Source organism: Pseudoroseomonas cervicalis ATCC 49957 (assembly GCF_000164635.1).
In the GTDB taxonomy this organism is placed as follows: Bacteria; Pseudomonadota; Alphaproteobacteria; order Acetobacterales; family Acetobacteraceae; genus Pseudoroseomonas; species Pseudoroseomonas cervicalis.
This window is the reverse complement of record NZ_GG770778.1, coordinates 636142-652649: the sequence shown is the minus strand read 5'-3', so window position 1 is coordinate 652649 and position 16508 is coordinate 636142. Positions and strand designations below refer to the sequence as shown.

The 16508-nt window shown below is 70.5% G+C and carries 13 protein-coding genes; 7 read left to right on the top strand and 6 right to left on the bottom strand.

Annotated features, from left to right (window positions below; translation table 11 throughout):
• From HMPREF0731_RS10115 to HMPREF0731_RS10095, 5 genes are all read right to left on the bottom strand, one after another.
• Nucleotides 1-739, bottom strand: a 739-nt coding sequence (locus HMPREF0731_RS10115) for a cache domain-containing protein (RefSeq protein WP_211207920.1), incomplete at its 3' end; no start/stop codon positions are given.
• 100 nt (nucleotides 740-839) lie between these two features.
• Nucleotides 840-1412, bottom strand: a complete 573-nt coding sequence (locus HMPREF0731_RS10110) for a GNAT family N-acetyltransferase (protein ID WP_007004007.1) — start codon at nucleotides 1410-1412, stop codon at nucleotides 840-842.
• Between the two features lie 2 nt (nucleotides 1413-1414).
• A complete protein-coding gene (rpoD, locus tag HMPREF0731_RS10105) occupies nucleotides 1415-3334 on the bottom strand; it encodes an RNA polymerase sigma factor RpoD (RefSeq protein WP_007004006.1) in 1920 nt (639 codons plus the stop codon).
• A 199-nt stretch (nucleotides 3335-3533) separates the two neighbouring features.
• Nucleotides 3534-5423 carry a DNA primase gene (gene dnaG / locus HMPREF0731_RS10100; RefSeq protein WP_007004005.1) on the bottom strand — a complete coding sequence of 630 codons (1890 nt, stop codon included), beginning with the start codon at nucleotides 5421-5423 and terminating at the stop codon, nucleotides 3534-3536.
• Nucleotides 5424-5502: 79 nt separating this feature from the next.
• Complete coding sequence (locus HMPREF0731_RS10095; RefSeq protein WP_007004004.1) at nucleotides 5503-5961, bottom strand: GatB/YqeY domain-containing protein; 459 nt, start codon at nucleotides 5959-5961, stop codon at nucleotides 5503-5505.
• A gap of 157 nt (nucleotides 5962-6118) precedes the next feature.
• On the opposite strand from HMPREF0731_RS10095, the gene carA reads away from it, so the two are divergent.
• The 5 genes from carA (at nucleotide 6119) to HMPREF0731_RS10070 (ending at nucleotide 13456) form a co-directional block, all read left to right on the top strand.
• On the top strand, nucleotides 6119-7507 hold the full coding sequence (carA, locus tag HMPREF0731_RS10090; RefSeq protein ID WP_040612656.1) for a glutamine-hydrolyzing carbamoyl-phosphate synthase small subunit: 1389 nt from the start codon (nucleotides 6119-6121) through the stop codon (nucleotides 7505-7507).
• 42 nt (nucleotides 7508-7549) lie between these two features.
• Nucleotides 7550-8302, top strand: a complete 753-nt coding sequence (locus tag HMPREF0731_RS10085; protein ID WP_211207919.1) for an SDR family NAD(P)-dependent oxidoreductase — start codon at nucleotides 7550-7552, stop codon at nucleotides 8300-8302.
• 41 nt (nucleotides 8303-8343) lie between these two features.
• On the top strand, nucleotides 8344-11589 hold the full coding sequence (carB, locus tag HMPREF0731_RS10080) for a carbamoyl-phosphate synthase large subunit (RefSeq protein WP_007004001.1): 3246 nt from the start codon (nucleotides 8344-8346) through the stop codon (nucleotides 11587-11589).
• A gap of 135 nt (nucleotides 11590-11724) precedes the next feature.
• On the top strand, nucleotides 11725-12198 hold the full coding sequence (greA, locus tag HMPREF0731_RS10075; protein WP_040612654.1) for a transcription elongation factor GreA: 474 nt from the start codon (nucleotides 11725-11727) through the stop codon (nucleotides 12196-12198).
• A 1-nt stretch (nucleotide 12199) separates the two neighbouring features.
• Complete coding sequence (locus HMPREF0731_RS10070; RefSeq protein ID WP_007003999.1) at nucleotides 12200-13456, top strand: threonine ammonia-lyase; 1257 nt, start codon at nucleotides 12200-12202, stop codon at nucleotides 13454-13456.
• Nucleotides 13457-13491: 35 nt separating this feature from the next.
• On the opposite strand, the gene HMPREF0731_RS10065 is transcribed toward HMPREF0731_RS10070, so the two are convergent.
• Nucleotides 13492-13971, bottom strand: a complete 480-nt coding sequence (locus tag HMPREF0731_RS10065; protein ID WP_007003998.1) for an Lrp/AsnC family transcriptional regulator — start codon at nucleotides 13969-13971, stop codon at nucleotides 13492-13494.
• A 139-nt stretch (nucleotides 13972-14110) separates the two neighbouring features.
• Between HMPREF0731_RS10065 and trxB the strand changes: the two genes are divergently transcribed.
• Together trxB and HMPREF0731_RS10055 are read left to right on the top strand one after the other, a co-directional pair.
• Entirely contained in the window at nucleotides 14111-15085 is a 975-nt protein-coding gene (trxB, locus tag HMPREF0731_RS10060) for a thioredoxin-disulfide reductase (RefSeq protein WP_007003997.1), read from the top strand.
• Nucleotides 15086-15089: 4 nt separating this feature from the next.
• Nucleotides 15090-15983, top strand: coding sequence for a LysR family transcriptional regulator (locus HMPREF0731_RS10055; RefSeq protein ID WP_007003996.1), 894 nt, complete (start codon nucleotides 15090-15092; stop codon nucleotides 15981-15983).
• Nucleotides 15984-16508 lie beyond the last annotated feature (525 nt).

Here is a 16508-nt window from a genome sequence, read left to right as displayed (position 1 = left end):
CCGGCGCCGCCAGCTCCCCCGCCGCCAGGCCGCGCATCCGCCCGGCCAGCGCCGCCAGCGGCCGGGTGATGCCGCGGCCGATCCACAGCGCCAGCAGCAGCAGCACCAGCGCGACGCCGAGCGCGATGCCGGCCAGGGACACCATCGCGCCGCGCTGCGCCGCGCGCAGATCGTCCACATAGACGCCGGTGCCGACCACCCAGCCCCAGGGGGCGAAGCCCTGCACGAAGCTCAGCTTCTCCACCGGCTGCTCGCTGCCCGGGCGCGGCCAGAGATAGGGCACCATGCCGCTGCCGGCGCGCTGCACCACCTCGACGAAGGCGCGGAACAGCGGGAAGCCGGTCGGGTCGCGCATCGGCCCGACATCCTGCCCCTCCAGCGCCGGGCGGATCGGGTGCAGCACCATGCGCGCCTGGAGGTCGGTGATGAAGACGTATTCCTCGCCGCCATAGCGCAGGGCGCGGATGGCGCGCAGCGCGCTGGCCTGCGCCTCGGCCCGGCTGGCGCGGCCGGCCTGTTCCTCCGCCGCCTCGCGCGCGGCGATGGAGAGCACGCTCTCGACCACGGCGCGCAGCATGGCGATGCGGCCTTCCTCCAGCGCCCGGGCCTGCTGCCGCGCCGCCATGGCCGACAGCGCGCCGAGCGCCAGCAGCGCCACCAGCGCCAGCGCCCCCAGGCGCGCCGACAGCGGCAGCCGCTTCAGCCAGGAGGGCGAAGCCCCCGTCTCGTCCCGCGCCAAACCATCCTCCCGCACTGCCCGAGGCATGGCGCGAGGCTGGGCCGGAAACCCTCAAGGATGGGCTAAGGCGGCACGCCGGCCGCCATGGCCGGCGGTATGCTCAGGCCAGCAGCCGCTCCGGCACCCGCAGGCCAAGGCGCAGCGGCACGGGCCAGATCTCGCGCACCGTGCGCAGCCGGGTGAAGCCGGCGGCCAGGTAGTTCGGCAGCGCGCGCGCATGGTCGGCGGTGCAGGTGTTCACCGTCAGCAGGTCGCAGCCGCCGGCCCAGGCGGTGTCGATGGCGGCGCGCAGGAAGGCGCGGCCGATGCCGGTGCCGACGGCGCGCGGCAGCAGGCCGAAATAGGCCAGGTTGGTGGTGCCGCCCTGGCGCTGCTCCAGTTCGAAGAAGCCGGCCGGCTCGCCCCCCTGGTAGAGCACATGGATCGACACCGCCGGGTCGCCCAGCACCCGGGCCAGTTCCTCATCGGCCGCCGCGCGGCGCAGCCACCAGACGTAATCCTGGCCGACCGTGTTGTAGAGGAAGCGGTAGAAGGGCACGGAGCAGCGCGCCAGCCGCTCCAGCCGCACCCCCTCGGGCAGCGGCGGCGGCGCATCGGCGGGGGGCGCGGCCATGCGCAGGAAGGTGACGTCCACCGCCACCCGGACCGCGGGCTCCACCAGCGACAGCGCCATGCTCAATTGTCCAGGAAGCTGCGCAGCTTGCGGCTGCGGCTGGGGTGCTTCAGCTTGCGCAGCGCCTTGGCCTCGATCTGGCGGATGCGCTCGCGCGTCACGTTGAACTGCTGGCCGACCTCTTCGAGCGTGTGGTCGGTGTTCATGCCGATGCCGAAGCGCATGCGCAGCACCCGCTCCTCGCGCGGGGTCAGGCTGGCCAGCACGCGGGTCGTCGCCTCGCGCAGGTTGGACTGGATGGCGGCGTCCAGCGGGATGATCGCCGCCTTGTCCTCGATGAAGTCGCCGAGATGGCTGTCCTCCTCGTCGCCGATCGGCGTCTCGAGGGAGATCGGCTCCTTGGCGATCTTGAGGACTTTCCGCACCTTCTCCAGCGGCATGCCGAGCTTCTCGGCCAGTTCCTCGGGCTGCGGCTCGCGGCCGATCTCGTGCAGCATCTGGCGCGAGGTGCGCACCAGCTTGTTGATCGTCTCGATCATGTGCACGGGGATGCGGATGGTGCGCGCCTGGTCGGCGATGCTGCGGGTGATCGCCTGCCGGATCCACCAGGTGGCGTAGGTCGAGAATTTGTAGCCGCGGCGATACTCGAACTTATCGACCGCCTTCATCAGGCCGATATTGCCCTCCTGGATCAAATCCAGGAATTGCAGGCCGCGATTGGTGTATTTCTTGGCGATCGAGATGACGAGACGGAGGTTGGCCTCGATCATCTCCTTCTTCGCCTGGGTCATGTCGCGCTCGCCGCGCGAGACGGTGGCGTAGACCCGCTTGAACTCGTCCACCGGCAGGCCGGTCAGCGCCGCGGTGTTGGAGAGCTGGGTGCGGATCTGCTCGACATCCTGGCGCGAGCGCTCGATGAAGTTCTTCCAGGATTTCTGCGGCAGGGCCGAGATGCGCTCGAACCAGGCGGGATCGATCTCGGCGCCCCGCCAATACTGCAAAAAGTCCTCGCGCTTGACGCGGCTGCCCTCGGCCAGGCGCAGCACCTGCCCCTCCAGCGAGGTGATGCGCCGGTTCAGCCCCTTGAGCTGGTCGACCAGCTCCTCGATCCGGTTGTTGTGCAGCTGCACCTTCTCGACGAGGGCGACCAGCTCCAGCCGCTGCTTCTCATAGGTCTTCTCGGTGCGGGAGGCGAATTCCTCGCCGGCCGTGTAGGCCTCCATCCGCTTCAGCGAGAGCTTCTGCAGCTTGCCGTACAGCTCCTCGATGGCCTCGAAGGTGGCCAGCGCCTCCGGCTTCAGCTTTTCTTCGAGCGCGGAGAGGGAGAGGCCCATGCCCTCGCCCTCCTCGCCTTCCTCGAATTCCTCATCCGGGGCCGGCGCGGCCTCGGGGTTCTCGGCGGCGGCGGTCGCCTCCAGGTCGATCACGTCGCGCAGCAGCATGCGGCCTTCCTTGACCGCATTGTGCCAGGTGAGGATGGCCTGGAAGGTCAGCGGGCTCTCGCAGAGCCCGCCGATCATCATGTCGCGCCCGGCCTCGATGCGCTTGGCGATGGCGATCTCGCCCTCGCGGGAGAGCAGCTCGACGCTGCCCATCTCCCGGAGATACATGCGGACGGGGTCGTCGGTGCGGCCGAGGCTCTCCTCGTCCACATTGCCGCCGCCCTCTTCCTCCTCGTCCTCCTCGGCGCCCTCGGCCTTGGCGGCGGGCTTGGCGGCGCCCTCCGCCTCCTCGGTCTCCTCGGCCTCCACCACATTGATGCCGAGCTCGCTCAGCATCGCCATGGTGTCCTCGATCAGCTCGGAGGAGACCTCTTCGGAGGGCAGCGCCTGGTTCAGCTCGTCATAGGTGACGTAGCCGCGTTCCTTGCCCCGCGCGATCAGCTTCTTGACCGCCGCGGAGAGGATGTCGAGCAGCGCTCCCTCCACCGCCTCATCGCGGTTCTCGACCGTGTCGGTGCCGTTCGCGACCTTGCTCGCCATGCCGATCCGCTCCGTCTGACCTCGCCCGGCATTGTACCGGTGATGCCTTGCCCTGGTCCTAGCGGCCCCGTCCCTGACAGGCAAATGCGGGGGTCCGCAACAAACGCCACCCTCGGGCCATAACGCCCAGCCCCCCGCCCGCACAAGAGCGGCCCGGCGAAACGTCACCGGCCCGACCCGGAGCGGGCCGGAAGGCGGGCTAGAACCCGCCGCCCTCCTCCTCCACCTCGCCGCGCAGCTGGGCCGAGAGCAGCTCCTTCAGCCGGATCATGCGGGTCTGCGCCGCCGGGGTGCCGGCGGCGGCCAGCTCCCGCTCCGCCTCCGCCAGCTCGGCGCGCAGCGCCGCCTCGCCGCGCAGGCAGCCGAAGAAATACCACCATTGCTCGGCCACCAGCTTGGGCAGCGCCCCGGCCTGCGCCGCCGCCGGCAGCAGCTTCGGCGCCTGCCGCAGCCAGGCATGGCCCTCGGGCTCCATGGCTTGCAGGTGGTCGAGCAGCGCCTCGGCTTCAACCCGGCCCTGCTCGCCCAGCCCGTGCTGGTGCGGCCATGACAACAGAATGTGCTGCAGCCGCTGCGCCAGCCCCTCCGGCAGGTCGAGCGCGGCGAAGGCCTCCTCCACCTCCGGCAGCAGCCAGGGATGCGCGAAGGCGATGGCCAGCAGGCAGCGCGCCTGTTCCTGCCGCACCTGGCCGGGATCGATCTCCGGCCGCGGCAGGGCGAGCGGCGGCGGGCCGGGCCGGCCGCGCCCGCCGAAGCCGCCCTTGCCGAAACCGCCCTTGCCGAAGCCGCCACCGCCGAAGCCGCGCCCGCCGCCGCCCGGCTGCGGCCGGCTTCGGCCGCTCTCGAAGAACCGGTCCAGCAGCTGGCGGCGATACTCGCCGGCCAGGAACTTGTCCGGGATGCTGCCCGCCGCCCCCTCCAGCGCATGGCGCAGCGCCGCGCGCGCCTCCGGCGTGGTGCCGGGATGCTTCTCGGCCAGCATGCCATACAGCACCTCGGAGAGCGGCCTCGCCGCCTCCAGCACGGCGCGGAAGGCGGCCGGGCCGCCACGGCCCACCAGCGTGTCCGGGTCCTCCCCCGCCGGCAGGGTGGCGAAGGACAGGCTGCGCTCCGGCGAGAGCAGCGGCAGCGCCAGCTCCGCGGCCCGTGCGGCGGCGCGGGCGCCGGCCTTGTCGCCGTCGAAGCACAGCACCGGCTGCGGCGCGATGCGCCACAGCTCGGCCAGCTGCTCCTCGGTCAGCGCGGTGCCGAGCGGCGCCACGGCACCGCCGAACCCGGCCTGGTGCAGGGCGATGACGTCCATGTAGCCCTCCACCACCACCACCGGCGCGCCCTTGAAGGCGGCCTCCCGCGCCAGATCCAGCGCATAGAGGTTGCGGCGCTTGGAGAAGAGCTCGGTCTCCGGCCCGTTGACGTATTTCGGCTGGCCATCGCCCAGCACCCGCCCGCCGAAGGAGACGATGCGCCCGCGCCGGTCGCGGATCGGGAACATCACGCGGTTGAAGAACAGGTCGGCGGGCGGGCTGTCGCCCTCGCCGGCGCGCATCAGCCCGGCCTCGACCAGCTGCCGCGTCTCGATGCCCTGCGGCTTCAGGTCCGCCGCCAGCGCGCCGCGCCCGCCGCCCGACCAGCCCAGGCCGAAACGGCGGATGGTCTCCTCGCTCAGGCCGCGACGCAGCAGGTAATCAAGTCCGCCACGACCCTCCGGCAGGCGCAGCCGGCGCTGGAAGGCCTCGCTGGCCGCCGCCATCACATCATGCAGGTCGCGCTGCCGCGCCTCCCGCTTGGCCTGCTGCGGGGTGGCCTTCGGCACCTCGAGCCCCGCCTCGGCCGCCAGCCGCTCCACCGCCTCGGGGAAGCTCGCCCCCTGCGTCTGCATCACATAGGCGATGGCATCGCCATGCGCGCCACAGCCGAAGCAGTGATAATGGTCGTCATAGACATAGAAGGATGGCGACTTCTCGCCATGGAAGGGGCAGCAGCCGCGCCATTGCCGCCCCGCCCGCGTCAGCTTCACGCTGCGCCCGATCAGCGGCGCCAGCGGCGTGCGGAGCCGGAGCTCATCCAGGAAATTGGGCGGCAGGGACATGCTCAGGGCTTAGCAGGAAAAAGGCCGGGGGAAGGAATTCCCCCGGACCCCCATCTTTTTTTCTGTCCGTCGGGACCGGTCAGCCGCCCAGCGCCGCCTTCACCAGCGGGCCGGCCTTGGCCATGTCCATCGTCGCGGCGTGCTTCGCCTTCAGCACGGCCATCACCTTGCCCATCTCCTTCACCGAGGCCGCGCCGCTCTCGGCCACCGCATCGGCCACCGCCTGCCGCATCGCCGCCTCGTCCATCTGCTGCGGCAGGAACCCCTCGATCACGGCGATCTCGGCGGCCTCCTTGTCGGCCAGCTCCTGCCGGCCACCCTGGGCATACATCTCCACGCTCTCGCGGCGGGACTTCACCATGCCGCGCAGCATGGCCACGATCTGCTCCTCCGGCACCTGGTCCACGCCCGACGGCCGGGCGGCGATGTCGGTGTCCTTCAGCTTGGCCATGATCATGCGGATGGTGGAGGTGCGGGCCGCATCCTTGGCCATCATCGCCGCCTTCAGCTCGGCGGTGAAGCGCTCGCGCAGGGTCATCTCTCTCTCCTCTCGGGGTGCGGCGTATAAAGCGGCTCCGCCTGCCTTCCGCCAGGGGAAGGCGGGCGGAAGCGCCGGCACAGCCGCGTCCGGAAAAATTTTCCCAACCCGGAGAAATTCCTTCCGTTGGGAAATTTCTTCCCATATGACTCCCGTCATGCGGTCCGTGGAAGACATCATCGCCCTGATGGGCGGCCCCGAGGCGGTGGCCGAGCGCTGCGGCGTCGGCACCGAGGCAGTGCGGAAATGGCGCCAGGCGCGCGCCATCCCCGCCAAGCACTGGCCGGCGGTGATCGCCGCCACCGGCCTTTCCCTGGCCGAGCTGAGCCCTTCCACCCCGCCTTCCGAACCGAGCCCGGAGACGCGCATGTCCGCCCCTGCCCCGCAGACCGACCAGCCGCCCGCCGGCGCCACCGCCGCCCTGGTCCTGGGTGACGGCACCGTCCTCTGGGGCCTGGGCTTCGGCGCCAACACCACCAGCACCGGCGAGATCTGCTTCAACACCGGCATGACGGGGTATCAGGAAACCCTGACCGACCCCTCCTATGCCGGGCAGATCATCACCTTCACCTTCCCGCATATCGGCAATGTCGGCGCCAATGCCGAGGATGTGGAGAGCATCACCCCCGCCGCGCGCGGCCTGGTGGTGAAGCTGGACCTGACCGAGCCCGCCAATTACCGCGCGACGCGGCATCTGGATGCCTGGCTGAAGAGCTACGGCATCCCCGGCATCGCCGGCATCGACACCCGCGCGCTCACCGCCCGCATCCGCGATGGCGGCGCGCCGAATGGCGTGCTGGCCTTTCCCGCCGATGGCCGCTTCGACCTGCCCGCGCTGAAGGCGCAGGCCGCCGGCTGGCCGGGGCTGGAGGGCATGGACCTCGCCAAGGAAGTGACCTGCCGCCAGTCCTACCAGTGGAGCGAGGGGCTCTGGGCCTGGGGCCAGGGCTATGCCAAGGCGCCCGCCAAGGCGCACAAGGTCGTCGCCATCGACTACGGCGCCAAGCACAACATCCTGCGCTGCCTGGCCGATGCCGGCTGCGACGTCACCGTGCTGCCCGCCACCGCGACCGCCGAGGAGATCCTGGCGCAGAACCCGGATGGCGTGTTCCTGTCCAACGGCCCCGGCGACCCGGCGGCCACGGGTGTCTACGCCGTGCCCGCCATCCAGGGCGTGCTGGCCTCGGGCAAGCCGGTCTTCGGCATCTGCCTCGGCCACCAGCTGCTGGCCCTGGCGCTGGGCGGCAAGACCTTCAAGCTGGATCGCGGCCATCGCGGCGCCAACCAGCCGGTGAAGGACCTGGCCACCGGCCGCGTCGAGATCACCAGCCAGAATCACGGCTTCGCGGTGGATGAGAAGTCCCTGCCGGAGAGCGTGAAGGTCACCCATATCTCGCTGTTCGACGGCTCGAACGAGGGCATCGCGGCGACCGACCGCCCGGCCTTCTCCGTGCAGTACCACCCGGAGGCCAGCCCCGGCCCGTCCGACAGCCACTATCTCTTCCGCCGCTTTGTCGAGATGATCGAGCAGCACAAGGCGGCCTGAGCAACCGGCCGCCCTGCCCAGGGAGAGAGACGGATGACAGGGATGTTCGACCTGACCGGGCGCGTCGCGCTCGTCACCGGCGGCAATGGCGGCATCGGCCTCGGCATGGCGCGTGGCCTCGCCGCCTGCGGCGCGCGCATCGCCGTGGTCGGCCGCAATGCCGGGAAGAACGCGGCGGCCGTGGCGGCGCTCGGCGGCGACGCCTTCGCCATCGCCGCCGACCTGACGCCGGCCGAGGCCCCGGCCGCCGCCCTGGCCCAGGTGCTGGAGCGGACGGGCGGGCAGCTCGACATCCTGGTCAACAATGCCGGCACCAACATCCGCCGCCTGCCGCAGGACGTGACCGACGCCGAATGGGCGACGGTGATGGACACCAACCTGACCAGCGTCATGCGCCTGACGCGCGCCGCCTATCCGGCGCTGAAGGCGAGCGGCCGCGGGCGGGTGATCTGCATCGGCTCGATGATGTCGATCTTCGGCCTGCCGCTCTCCCCCGCCTATGGCGCCAGCAAGGGCGCCATCGTGCAGTATGTGCGCAACCTGGCGGTGGCCTGGGGGCCGGACGGCATCACGGCGAACGCCATCCTGCCCGGCTGGATCGACACCGACCTGACCGCCGGCGCCAAGCGCGACATGCCCGCGCTGAACGACAATGTGCTGGCCCGCACGCCGCAGAAGCGCTGGGGCCTGCCCACCGATTTCGCCGGCATCGCCGCCTTCCTGGCGAGCGACGCCGCGACCTTCATCACCGGCACCGCCATCCCCGTGGATGGCGGCATGTCGGTCCACGGCTGAACCCGGCCCCGCGCCGGATCTTTCGCAGATAGGGTCCCCCGATGCCGAAGCGCACCGACATCAAGTCCATCCTGATCATCGGCGCCGGCCCGATCGTCATCGGCCAGGCCTGCGAGTTCGACTATTCCGGCGCCCAGGCCTGCAAGGCGCTGCGCGCCGAGGGCTACCGGGTGATCCTGGTGAACTCCAACCCGGCCACGATCATGACCGATCCGGGCCTGGCGGACGCCACCTATATCGAGCCGATCACGGTCGAGATGGTCGAGAAGATCATCGCCAAGGAGCGGCCCGACGCGCTGCTGCCCACCATGGGCGGCCAGACGGCGCTGAACACCTCGCTGAAGCTGGCCGAGGCCGGCGTGCTGGAGAAGTATGGCTGCGAGCTGATCGGCGCCAAGGCCGAGGTCATCGACAAGGCCGAGGATCGCCTCAAGTTCCGCGATGCCATGACCAAGATCGGCATCGAGAGCCCGCGCAGCGCCATCGCCCACACGATGGAGGAGGCGCGCGCCGGGCTGGAGCTGGTCAAGCTGCCCTGCGTCATCCGCCCCTCCTTCACCCTGGGCGGCACCGGCGGCGGCATCGCCTACAACCGCGAGGAGTTCGAGCAGATCGTCGCGGCCGGGCTCAGCGCCTCGATGACCAATGAGGTGCTGATCGAGGAGAGCGTGCTGGGCTGGAAGGAGTACGAGATGGAAGTGGTCCGCGACAGCGCGGACAATTGCATCATCGTCTGCTCCATCGAGAATGTGGACCCGATGGGCGTGCACACCGGCGACTCGGTGACCGTCGCGCCCGCGCTGACGCTGACCGACAAGGAATACCAGCGCATGCGCGATGCCTCCATCGCCTGCCTGCGCGAGATCGGCGTCGACACCGGCGGCTCCAACGTGCAGTTCGGCATCAACCCCGCCGATGGCCGCATGGTGGTCATCGAGATGAACCCGCGCGTCTCGCGCTCCTCGGCCCTGGCCTCCAAGGCGACCGGCTTCCCGATCGCCAAGATCGCCGCCAAGCTCGCCGTCGGCTACACGCTGGACGAGCTGAAGAACGACATCACCATGGTCACGCCGGCCGCCTTCGAGCCGACGATCGACTATGTCGTCATCAAGATCCCCCGCTTCACGTTTGAAAAGTTCCCCGGCACGCCGGCGACGCTGACCACCTCGATGAAGTCGGTGGGCGAGGCGATGGCGATCGGCCGCTCCTTCAACGAGGCGCTGCAGAAGGGGCTGCGCAGCCTGGAGACGGGCCTCTCCGGCCTGGACGAGATCCCGCAGCCCGGCGACGGCTCGAAGGAGGCGCATATCGCGGCGCTGGCGACCCCGAAGCCGGACCGGCTGCTGGTGGTGGCGCAGGCGCTGCGCGCCGGGCTGACGGTGGACGAGATCCACGAGGCCTGCCGCTTCGAGCCCTGGTTCATCCGCGAGGTCGAGAAGATCGTCCGCGCCGAGGAGGCGATCCGCGAGGGCGGCCTGCCGCAGGACGCGACCGGGCTGCGCCGCATCAAGGCGATGGGCTTCTCGGACAAGCGCCTCTCGGTGCTGACCGGGCAGAGCGAGGCGGCGGTGCTGCAGCAGCGCCTGAAGCTCGGCGTGCTGCCGGTCTACAAGCGCATCGACACCTGCGCCGCCGAGTTCGCCTCGGACACGCCCTACATGTATTCCACCTACGAGGGCGGCTTCGGCACCCCGGAGTGTGAGTCGCGGCCGACCGACCGCAAGAAGATCGTCATCCTGGGCGGCGGGCCGAACCGCATCGGCCAGGGCATCGAGTTCGACTATTGCTGCGTCCATGCCGCCTACGCCCTGCGCGAGGCCGGCTTCGAGACCGTCATGGTCAACTGCAACCCGGAGACGGTCTCCACCGACTACGACACCTCCGACCGCCTCTATTTCGAGCCGCTCTCGGCCGAGGACGTCATCTCGCTGATCCGCAAGGAGCAGGAGAAGGGCGAGGTGCTGGGCTGCATCGTGCAGTATGGCGGCCAGACGCCGCTGAAGCTGTCCCAGGCGCTGCACAAGGCCGGCATCCCGATCCTGGGCACCAGCGCCGAGGCGATCGACATCGCCGAGGACCGCGAGCGCTTCCAGCAGTTGCTGAAGAGCCTCGGCCTGCAGCAGCCGCAGAACGGCATCGTGCGCACGCTGGAGGAGGCGGTGGAGGAGGCCGAGCGCATCGGCTATCCGGTCGTCGTGCGCCCCTCCTACGTGCTGGGCGGCCGCGCCATGGAGATCGCCTACAACCGCGAGCAGCTGCTGCGCTTCGGCCAGGAGGCGGTGAAGGTCTCCGGCGAGAACCCGATCCTGATCGACCAGTACCTGCAGGACGCGATCGAGGTCGATGTGGACTGCATCGCCGACGAGGACGGCCAGGTCTATGTCGCCGGCGTCATGGAGCATATCGAGGAGGCCGGCATCCATTCCGGCGACAGCGCCTGCTCCCTGCCGCCCTACTCCCTCGCCCCCTCGGTGATCACCGAGCTGAAGGCGGAGACCGAGGCGATGGCGCGCGCGCTGAAGGTGCGCGGCCTGATGAACGTGCAGTACGCCGTGAAGGACGGGGAGATCTTCGTGCTGGAGGTGAACCCGCGCGCCTCGCGCACCGTGCCCTTCGTCGCCAAGGCGACCGGCGTGCCGGTGGCCAAGATCGGCGCCCGCGTCATGGCCGGCGCCAGGCTCTCCGAGTTCAAGCTGGATGACGAGGCGGTCAGCCGCCATGTCGCCGTCAAGGAAGCGGTCTTCCCGTTCAACCGCTTCCCCAATGTCGATGTCATCCTCGGCCCCGAGATGAAGTCGACCGGCGAGGTGATGGGCCTCGACGCCTCCTTCGAGCGCGCCTTCGCCAAGAGCCAGCTCGGCGCCGGGGTGAAGCTGCCGCTGGCCGGCACCGCCTTCATTTCGGTCAAGGACAGCGACAAGAAGGCGACCGTCTTCCTGGCCCGCCGCCTGACCGAGATCGGCTTCCAGGTGATGGCGACGCGCGGCACCGCCGCCGTGCTGCGCGAGGCGGGGCTGACCGTCTCGGTCGTCAACAAGGTGATGGAGGGGCGGCCGCATTGCGTGGACGCCATCCGCAATGGCGAGATCCAGCTGGTGGTCAACACCACCGGCACCGGCCAGGCGGTGGCGGACAGCTTCGACATCCGCCGCGGCGCGCTGACCCAGGGGGTGCCGCACTACACCACCATGGCCGGCGCCCGCGCCGCGGTGCACGCCATCGCCGCCCTGAAGGCCGGAACCCTTGATGTTGCGCCGCTCCAGGCCTACTTTCCCCCTTCGTTCTGAGGCTGGGGCGGGTCAGGGATAACCCCCTGTCCCGCCCGATCCTTGTCTCCCCCATTGGCGCCGGGCTTCCCGGCGCCGCCATGCCGCCGGACGCGACGCCCGGCGGCTTTGCCGCGTATGAAGGAAGGGACTGCCGTGCAGAAGTTCCCGATGACCGCCGAAGGTCTCGCCCGGCTTGAGGACGAATTGCGGCAACTGAAGGCGGAAGAGCGCCCCGCCGTGATCCGCGCCATCGCCGAGGCGCGCGCCCATGGCGACCTCTCCGAGAACGCCGAGTACCACGCGGCGCGCGAGCGCCAGTCCTTCATCGAGGGCCGCATCGCCGAGCTCGAGAGCATCGTCCCCTCGGTCGAGGTGATCGACACCACCAAGCTCTCCGGCGACCAGGTGCGCTTCGGCGCCTATGTCACGATCATCGACGAGGAGAGCGAGGAGGAGAAGACCTACCGCATCGTCGGTGCGCACGAGGCCGACACCAAGCTCGGCTCGATCTCCATCTCCTCGCCGCTGGCCAAGGCGCTGCTCGGCAAGAAGCTCGGCGACTCGGTCGAGGTGCCGGCGCCCGGCGGCGCCCGCGCCTACGAGATCGCCAAGGTGCGTTTCAACTGACATGGCCGCGCCCGGCCTGACCGGCGGCGCCCTGGCAGCCGATTTGCCGGCGCCCGCCACCATCACCCTCGCCGATGTGCGGGAGGCCGCCGCGCGCATCCAGGGCGCGGTGCTGCGCACGCCGACCGTGCCGGCCCCGGCCATCGGCCGCGTCGCCGGCTGCGAGGTCTGGCTGAAGCTCGACAACCTCCAGGCCACCGGCGCCTTCAAGGAGCGGGGCGCGGCCAACCGCCTGGCGCTGCTCTCGGCGCGGGAGAAGGCCACCGGCGTGATCGCCATGTCGGCCGGCAACCATGCCCAGGCGGTGGCGCGCCATGCCAGCCTGCTCGGCATCCGCGCCACCATCGTCATGCCGCGCTTCACCCCGGCCACCAAGGTGGTGCGGACGGAAAGCTGGGGCGCGCATGTGGTGCTGCATGGCGAGACGCTGGCCGAGGCCGCCGCGCACGCCCATGCGCTGGCCCTGCGCGAGGGGCTGACCTTCATCCACCCCTATGACGATCCCGGGGTGATGGCCGGCCAGGGCACCATGGCGATCGAGATGATCGAGGACGCGCCGGGGCTCGACACGCTGGTCTTCCCGGTGGGCGGCGGCGGCCTGCTCGCCGGCTGCGCCGCCGCGGCGCTGGAGCTGAACCCCGCCCTCAAGGTCTATGGCGTCGAGGTCGAGGGCTATCCGGCCATGGCGCAGCGCCTGGCCGGCCAGCCGGTCGCGGTCGGCGGCCCGACGATTGCCGAGGGCATCGCGGTGCGCGATGTGGGCGAGCGCCCCTATGCGCTGCTGAAGCGCCTCGGCATCGAGGTGCTGGTGGTGCCGGAGCGGGCCGTGGAGCAGGGCGTCGCCCTGCTGGCCGAGGGCGCCAAGCTGGTGGCCGAGGGCGCCGGCGCCGCCGGGGTCGCGGCGCTGCTGACCTATCCGGCGCTGTTCGCCGGCCGGCGCGTCGGCACCCCGGTCTGCGGCGGCAATATCGACGCCCGGGCGCTGTCCAACGTGCTGCTGCGCCAGCTGCTGCGCGATGGCCGCATCCTGCGGCTGCATTTCGACATCCCCGACCGCCCCGGCGTGCTCTCCGACATCTCGAAGCGCATCTCGGATGCCGGCGGCAATGTGATCGAGGTGAAGCACCAGCAGCTCTTCGGCGCGCCGACGGTGCAGTCGACCGAGCTGGAGCTGATGATCGAGGTGCGCGACTCCCAGCAGGGCAGCGCCATCATCGCGGCGCTGCAGGCGGCCGACTACATGGTCCGCCGCGTCTGATCCGGCGCCGGGGGCGCCCGCCCCCGGCCCGCCCCTCAGCGCGCGCCGAGCGGCACGCCGGGCAGTTCCTTGGCGGTGTGGATGGTCTGCAGCGTGGTGACGCGGCCGACATTCGGCGCCGAGGTCAGCCGGTTGGTCAGCGCGTTCTCATGCGCCGTGTCGCGCGCCACCAGCCGCAGCAGGAAATCGCCGCCGCCGCGGATCATGTGGCATTCCCGCACCTCCGGCCAGGAGGTCACGTCCTGCTCGAAGGCGGAGAGGATGGCGTGCTTCTGGCTCTCCAGCCCGACCAGGGCGAAGAAGGTGATCTGCCAGCCCAGCGCCACCGGATCGACATCGGCATGGTAGCCGCGGATGATGCCCGCCTCCTCCAGCCGGCGGACGCGGCGCAGGCAGGGGGGCGCCGAGAGCTCGACGCGGCGCGCCAGCTCCACATTGGTCATCCGCCCGTCCTCCTGCAGCTCGGCCAGGATCTGGCGGTCCACCGCATCCAGATTGTCGGTCGTATCGGGCATTCTGAGAACCGTTTCGTTGCTCGTGCGGCGTTCCAGGCGCAATATCCTTGCAGGAGCCCCTCTGTTCAAGGCATCGGCTTGCGGGAAACGCCGTTCTTCCCGATATCCTTCCCAGCCCCGCGTTTTCAGGACCTGAGCCTTGCCCGAACTGCACCGCACCCGTCTGTTGATCCTCGGCGCCGGCCCTGCCGGGTACACGGCGGCGATCTATGCCGCGCGTGCCGGCCTGTCACCCCTGATCGTGGCCGGCATGCAGCCGGGCGGGCAGCTGACCATCACCACCGATGTCGAGAACTTCCCCGGCTTCGCCCAGCCGGTGCAGGGCCCCTGGCTGATGGAGCAGATGCGCGAGCAGGCCGAGCATGTCGGCGCCCGCATCCAGTACGACCTGATCACCGCGATCGATCTCGGCCAGCGCCCGTTCCGCGCCACCGGCGATTCCGGCGACACCTATGAGGCCGAGGCGGTGGTCATCGCCACCGGCGCCCAGGCCAAGTGGCTCGGCATCCCGGGCGAGAAGGAGCTGTCGGGCTTCGGCGTCTCCGCCTGCGCCACCTGCGACGGCTTCTTCTACCGCGGCAAGCATGTGGCGGTGATCGGCGGCGGCAATTCGGCGGTGGAGGAGGCGCTCTACCTCTCCAACCTGGCCGCCAAGGTGACCCTGATCCACCGGCGCGACTCGCTGAAGGCCGAGCGCATCCTGCAGCAGCGGCTGTTCGCCAAGCCGAATATCGAGATCCTGTGGAACACCCTGACCGAATCCGTCCTCGCCGACAGCAGCGGCCGCGCCCCCGTGGCGCGCGGCCTGGCGCTGCGCGACCGGATCAGCCACGAGACGCGGGAGCTGGCGGTGGATGGCGTTTTCGTCGCCATCGGCCATGCCCCGGCCACGAGCCTGTTCAAGGGACAGCTGGAGATGGATGGGGAGGGCTATCTGGTGACCGCACCCGATTCGACGCGCACCAGCCGGGAGGGCGTCTTCGCCGCCGGCGACGTGCAGGACCGCATCTACCGCCAGGCGGTGACGGCGGCCGGCACCGGCTGCATGGCGGCGCTGGAGGCGGAGCGCTTCCTCGACGGCCTGACCCTGCCGCAGCACGAACAGGCGGCCTGAGGCGATGCCGCTCGACTGGGACAAGCTGCGTGTCTTCCACGCGGTCGCCGAGGCCGGCAGCTTCACGCATGCCGGCGAATCGCTGAACCTCAGCCAATCCGCCGTCTCGCGCCAGATCCAGGCGCTGGAGGAGGCCCTGGCGGTGCCGCTGTTCCACCGCCATGCGCGCGGCCTGATCCTGACCGAGCAGGGCGAGACGCTGAACCGCACGGTGCGCGAGGTCTTCGCCAAGCTCGCCATGACCGAGGCGCTGCTGACCGAGAGCCGCGAGCGCGCGGCCGGCCGGCTGAAGGTGACCACCACCACCGGTTTCGGCACCGCCTGGCTGGCGCCCCGCCTGCGCAAATTCATGGGGCTGCACAGCGATGTCACGGTGACGCTGCTGCTGGACGATGCCGATCTCGACCTCGCCATGCGCGAGGCGGATGTCGCCATCCGCATGCACCCGCCGAAGCAGCCCGACCTGATCCAGCGCCATGTGGCGACCTTCGGCTGGAAGATCGTCGGCTCGCCCGATTATCTGAAGGGCGCGGGCATCCCGCAGCGGGCCGAGGATCTCGATGCCCACCGGCTGATCGTCTATGGCGACTACCGCCCGCCGGTGGAGAGCATCAACTGGCTGCTGGAGGCCGGGCGCCGCCCCGGCAGCCCGCGCCGCGCCGCGGTCGAGGTGAACTCGCTGCCCGCCATGCTGCACGCGGTGCGCTCCGGCCTCGGCCTGGCGGCGCTGCCGGACTACATGAGCGAGGATCTGCGCGACCTGATCCCGGTGCTGACCGACCTGAAATCGCCGCGCATCGACGCCTATTTCGTCTATCCGGAGGAGATGCGCCACTCCAAGCGCGTCGGCGTGTTCCGCGACTTCCTGGTGTCGGAGCTGGCGGCGCTGAACGCCTGACGTGAAGGAGGAACAACGCGGGAGACGCGGAAACTTAATCATGCGTAATCCGCATGGCCGAGCGGCGTTATTGCCCCTACGCGCATAGCGGGCCGCGCATTAGGTTCCCGGCATCCGGCGACTAGGTCGGAAAGGGTCTCTGACCCTTCGTCTCCCAGACGTGAAGCCTCCCTGTATGACTTGGCCGCTGCCCTCCGGGCTGGCGGCCTTTTTTTTGGCTGGCCGCTCCGGGGGTTGCCGGCCATCCGTTACGAAAACGTCGATTTTTCAACGCACTGCCTCGCGCCGCTGTGAGGGGCGCCGCCGCGGCCGGTGCTTCCTTGCCCCCGCCCTTGGCGCTAGAGCGGAAGCGCCGCGCGCACCGGTCCGGCCGCGCCGCGCCCGGACCAAAGCCCCGGCCAGGTGCCGGGCGCAGGATCGGCGCGCCGGCCAGGGCAACCGCCAGGGAGACCGAGATCATGGCCCGAGGCCGCAGCCGCCCACCCCAGAAGCCCCGCCGCCAGCCCGGCCCCGCCGCGGGCTCCC

Excerpts from the sequence above, each read along its gene's own strand:
- HMPREF0731_RS10110 (WP_007004007.1), bottom strand. The coding sequence starts at position 1,412 with ATGGCGCTGTCGCTGGTGGAGCCCGCGGTCCGGGTGGCGGTGGACGTC.
- rpoD (WP_007004006.1), bottom strand. The coding sequence starts at position 3,334 with ATGGCGAGCAAGGTCGCGAACGGCACCGACACGGTCGAGAACCGCGAT.
- dnaG (WP_007004005.1), bottom strand. The coding sequence starts at position 5,423 with ATGTCCCTGCCGCCCAATTTCCTGGATGAGCTCCGGCTCCGCACGCCG.
- HMPREF0731_RS10095 (WP_007004004.1), bottom strand. The coding sequence starts at position 5,961 with ATGACCCTGCGCGAGCGCTTCACCGCCGAGCTGAAGGCGGCGATGATG.
- carA (WP_040612656.1), top strand. The coding sequence starts at position 6,119 with ATGCGGTCCGTGGAAGACATCATCGCCCTGATGGGCGGCCCCGAGGCG.
- HMPREF0731_RS10085 (WP_211207919.1), top strand. The coding sequence starts at position 7,550 with ATGTTCGACCTGACCGGGCGCGTCGCGCTCGTCACCGGCGGCAATGGC.
- carB (WP_007004001.1), top strand. The coding sequence starts at position 8,344 with ATGCCGAAGCGCACCGACATCAAGTCCATCCTGATCATCGGCGCCGGC.
- HMPREF0731_RS10070 (WP_007003999.1), top strand. The coding sequence starts at position 12,200 with ATGGCCGCGCCCGGCCTGACCGGCGGCGCCCTGGCAGCCGATTTGCCG.
- HMPREF0731_RS10065 (WP_007003998.1), bottom strand. The coding sequence starts at position 13,971 with ATGCCCGATACGACCGACAATCTGGATGCGGTGGACCGCCAGATCCTG.
- HMPREF0731_RS10055 (WP_007003996.1), top strand. The coding sequence starts at position 15,090 with ATGCCGCTCGACTGGGACAAGCTGCGTGTCTTCCACGCGGTCGCCGAG.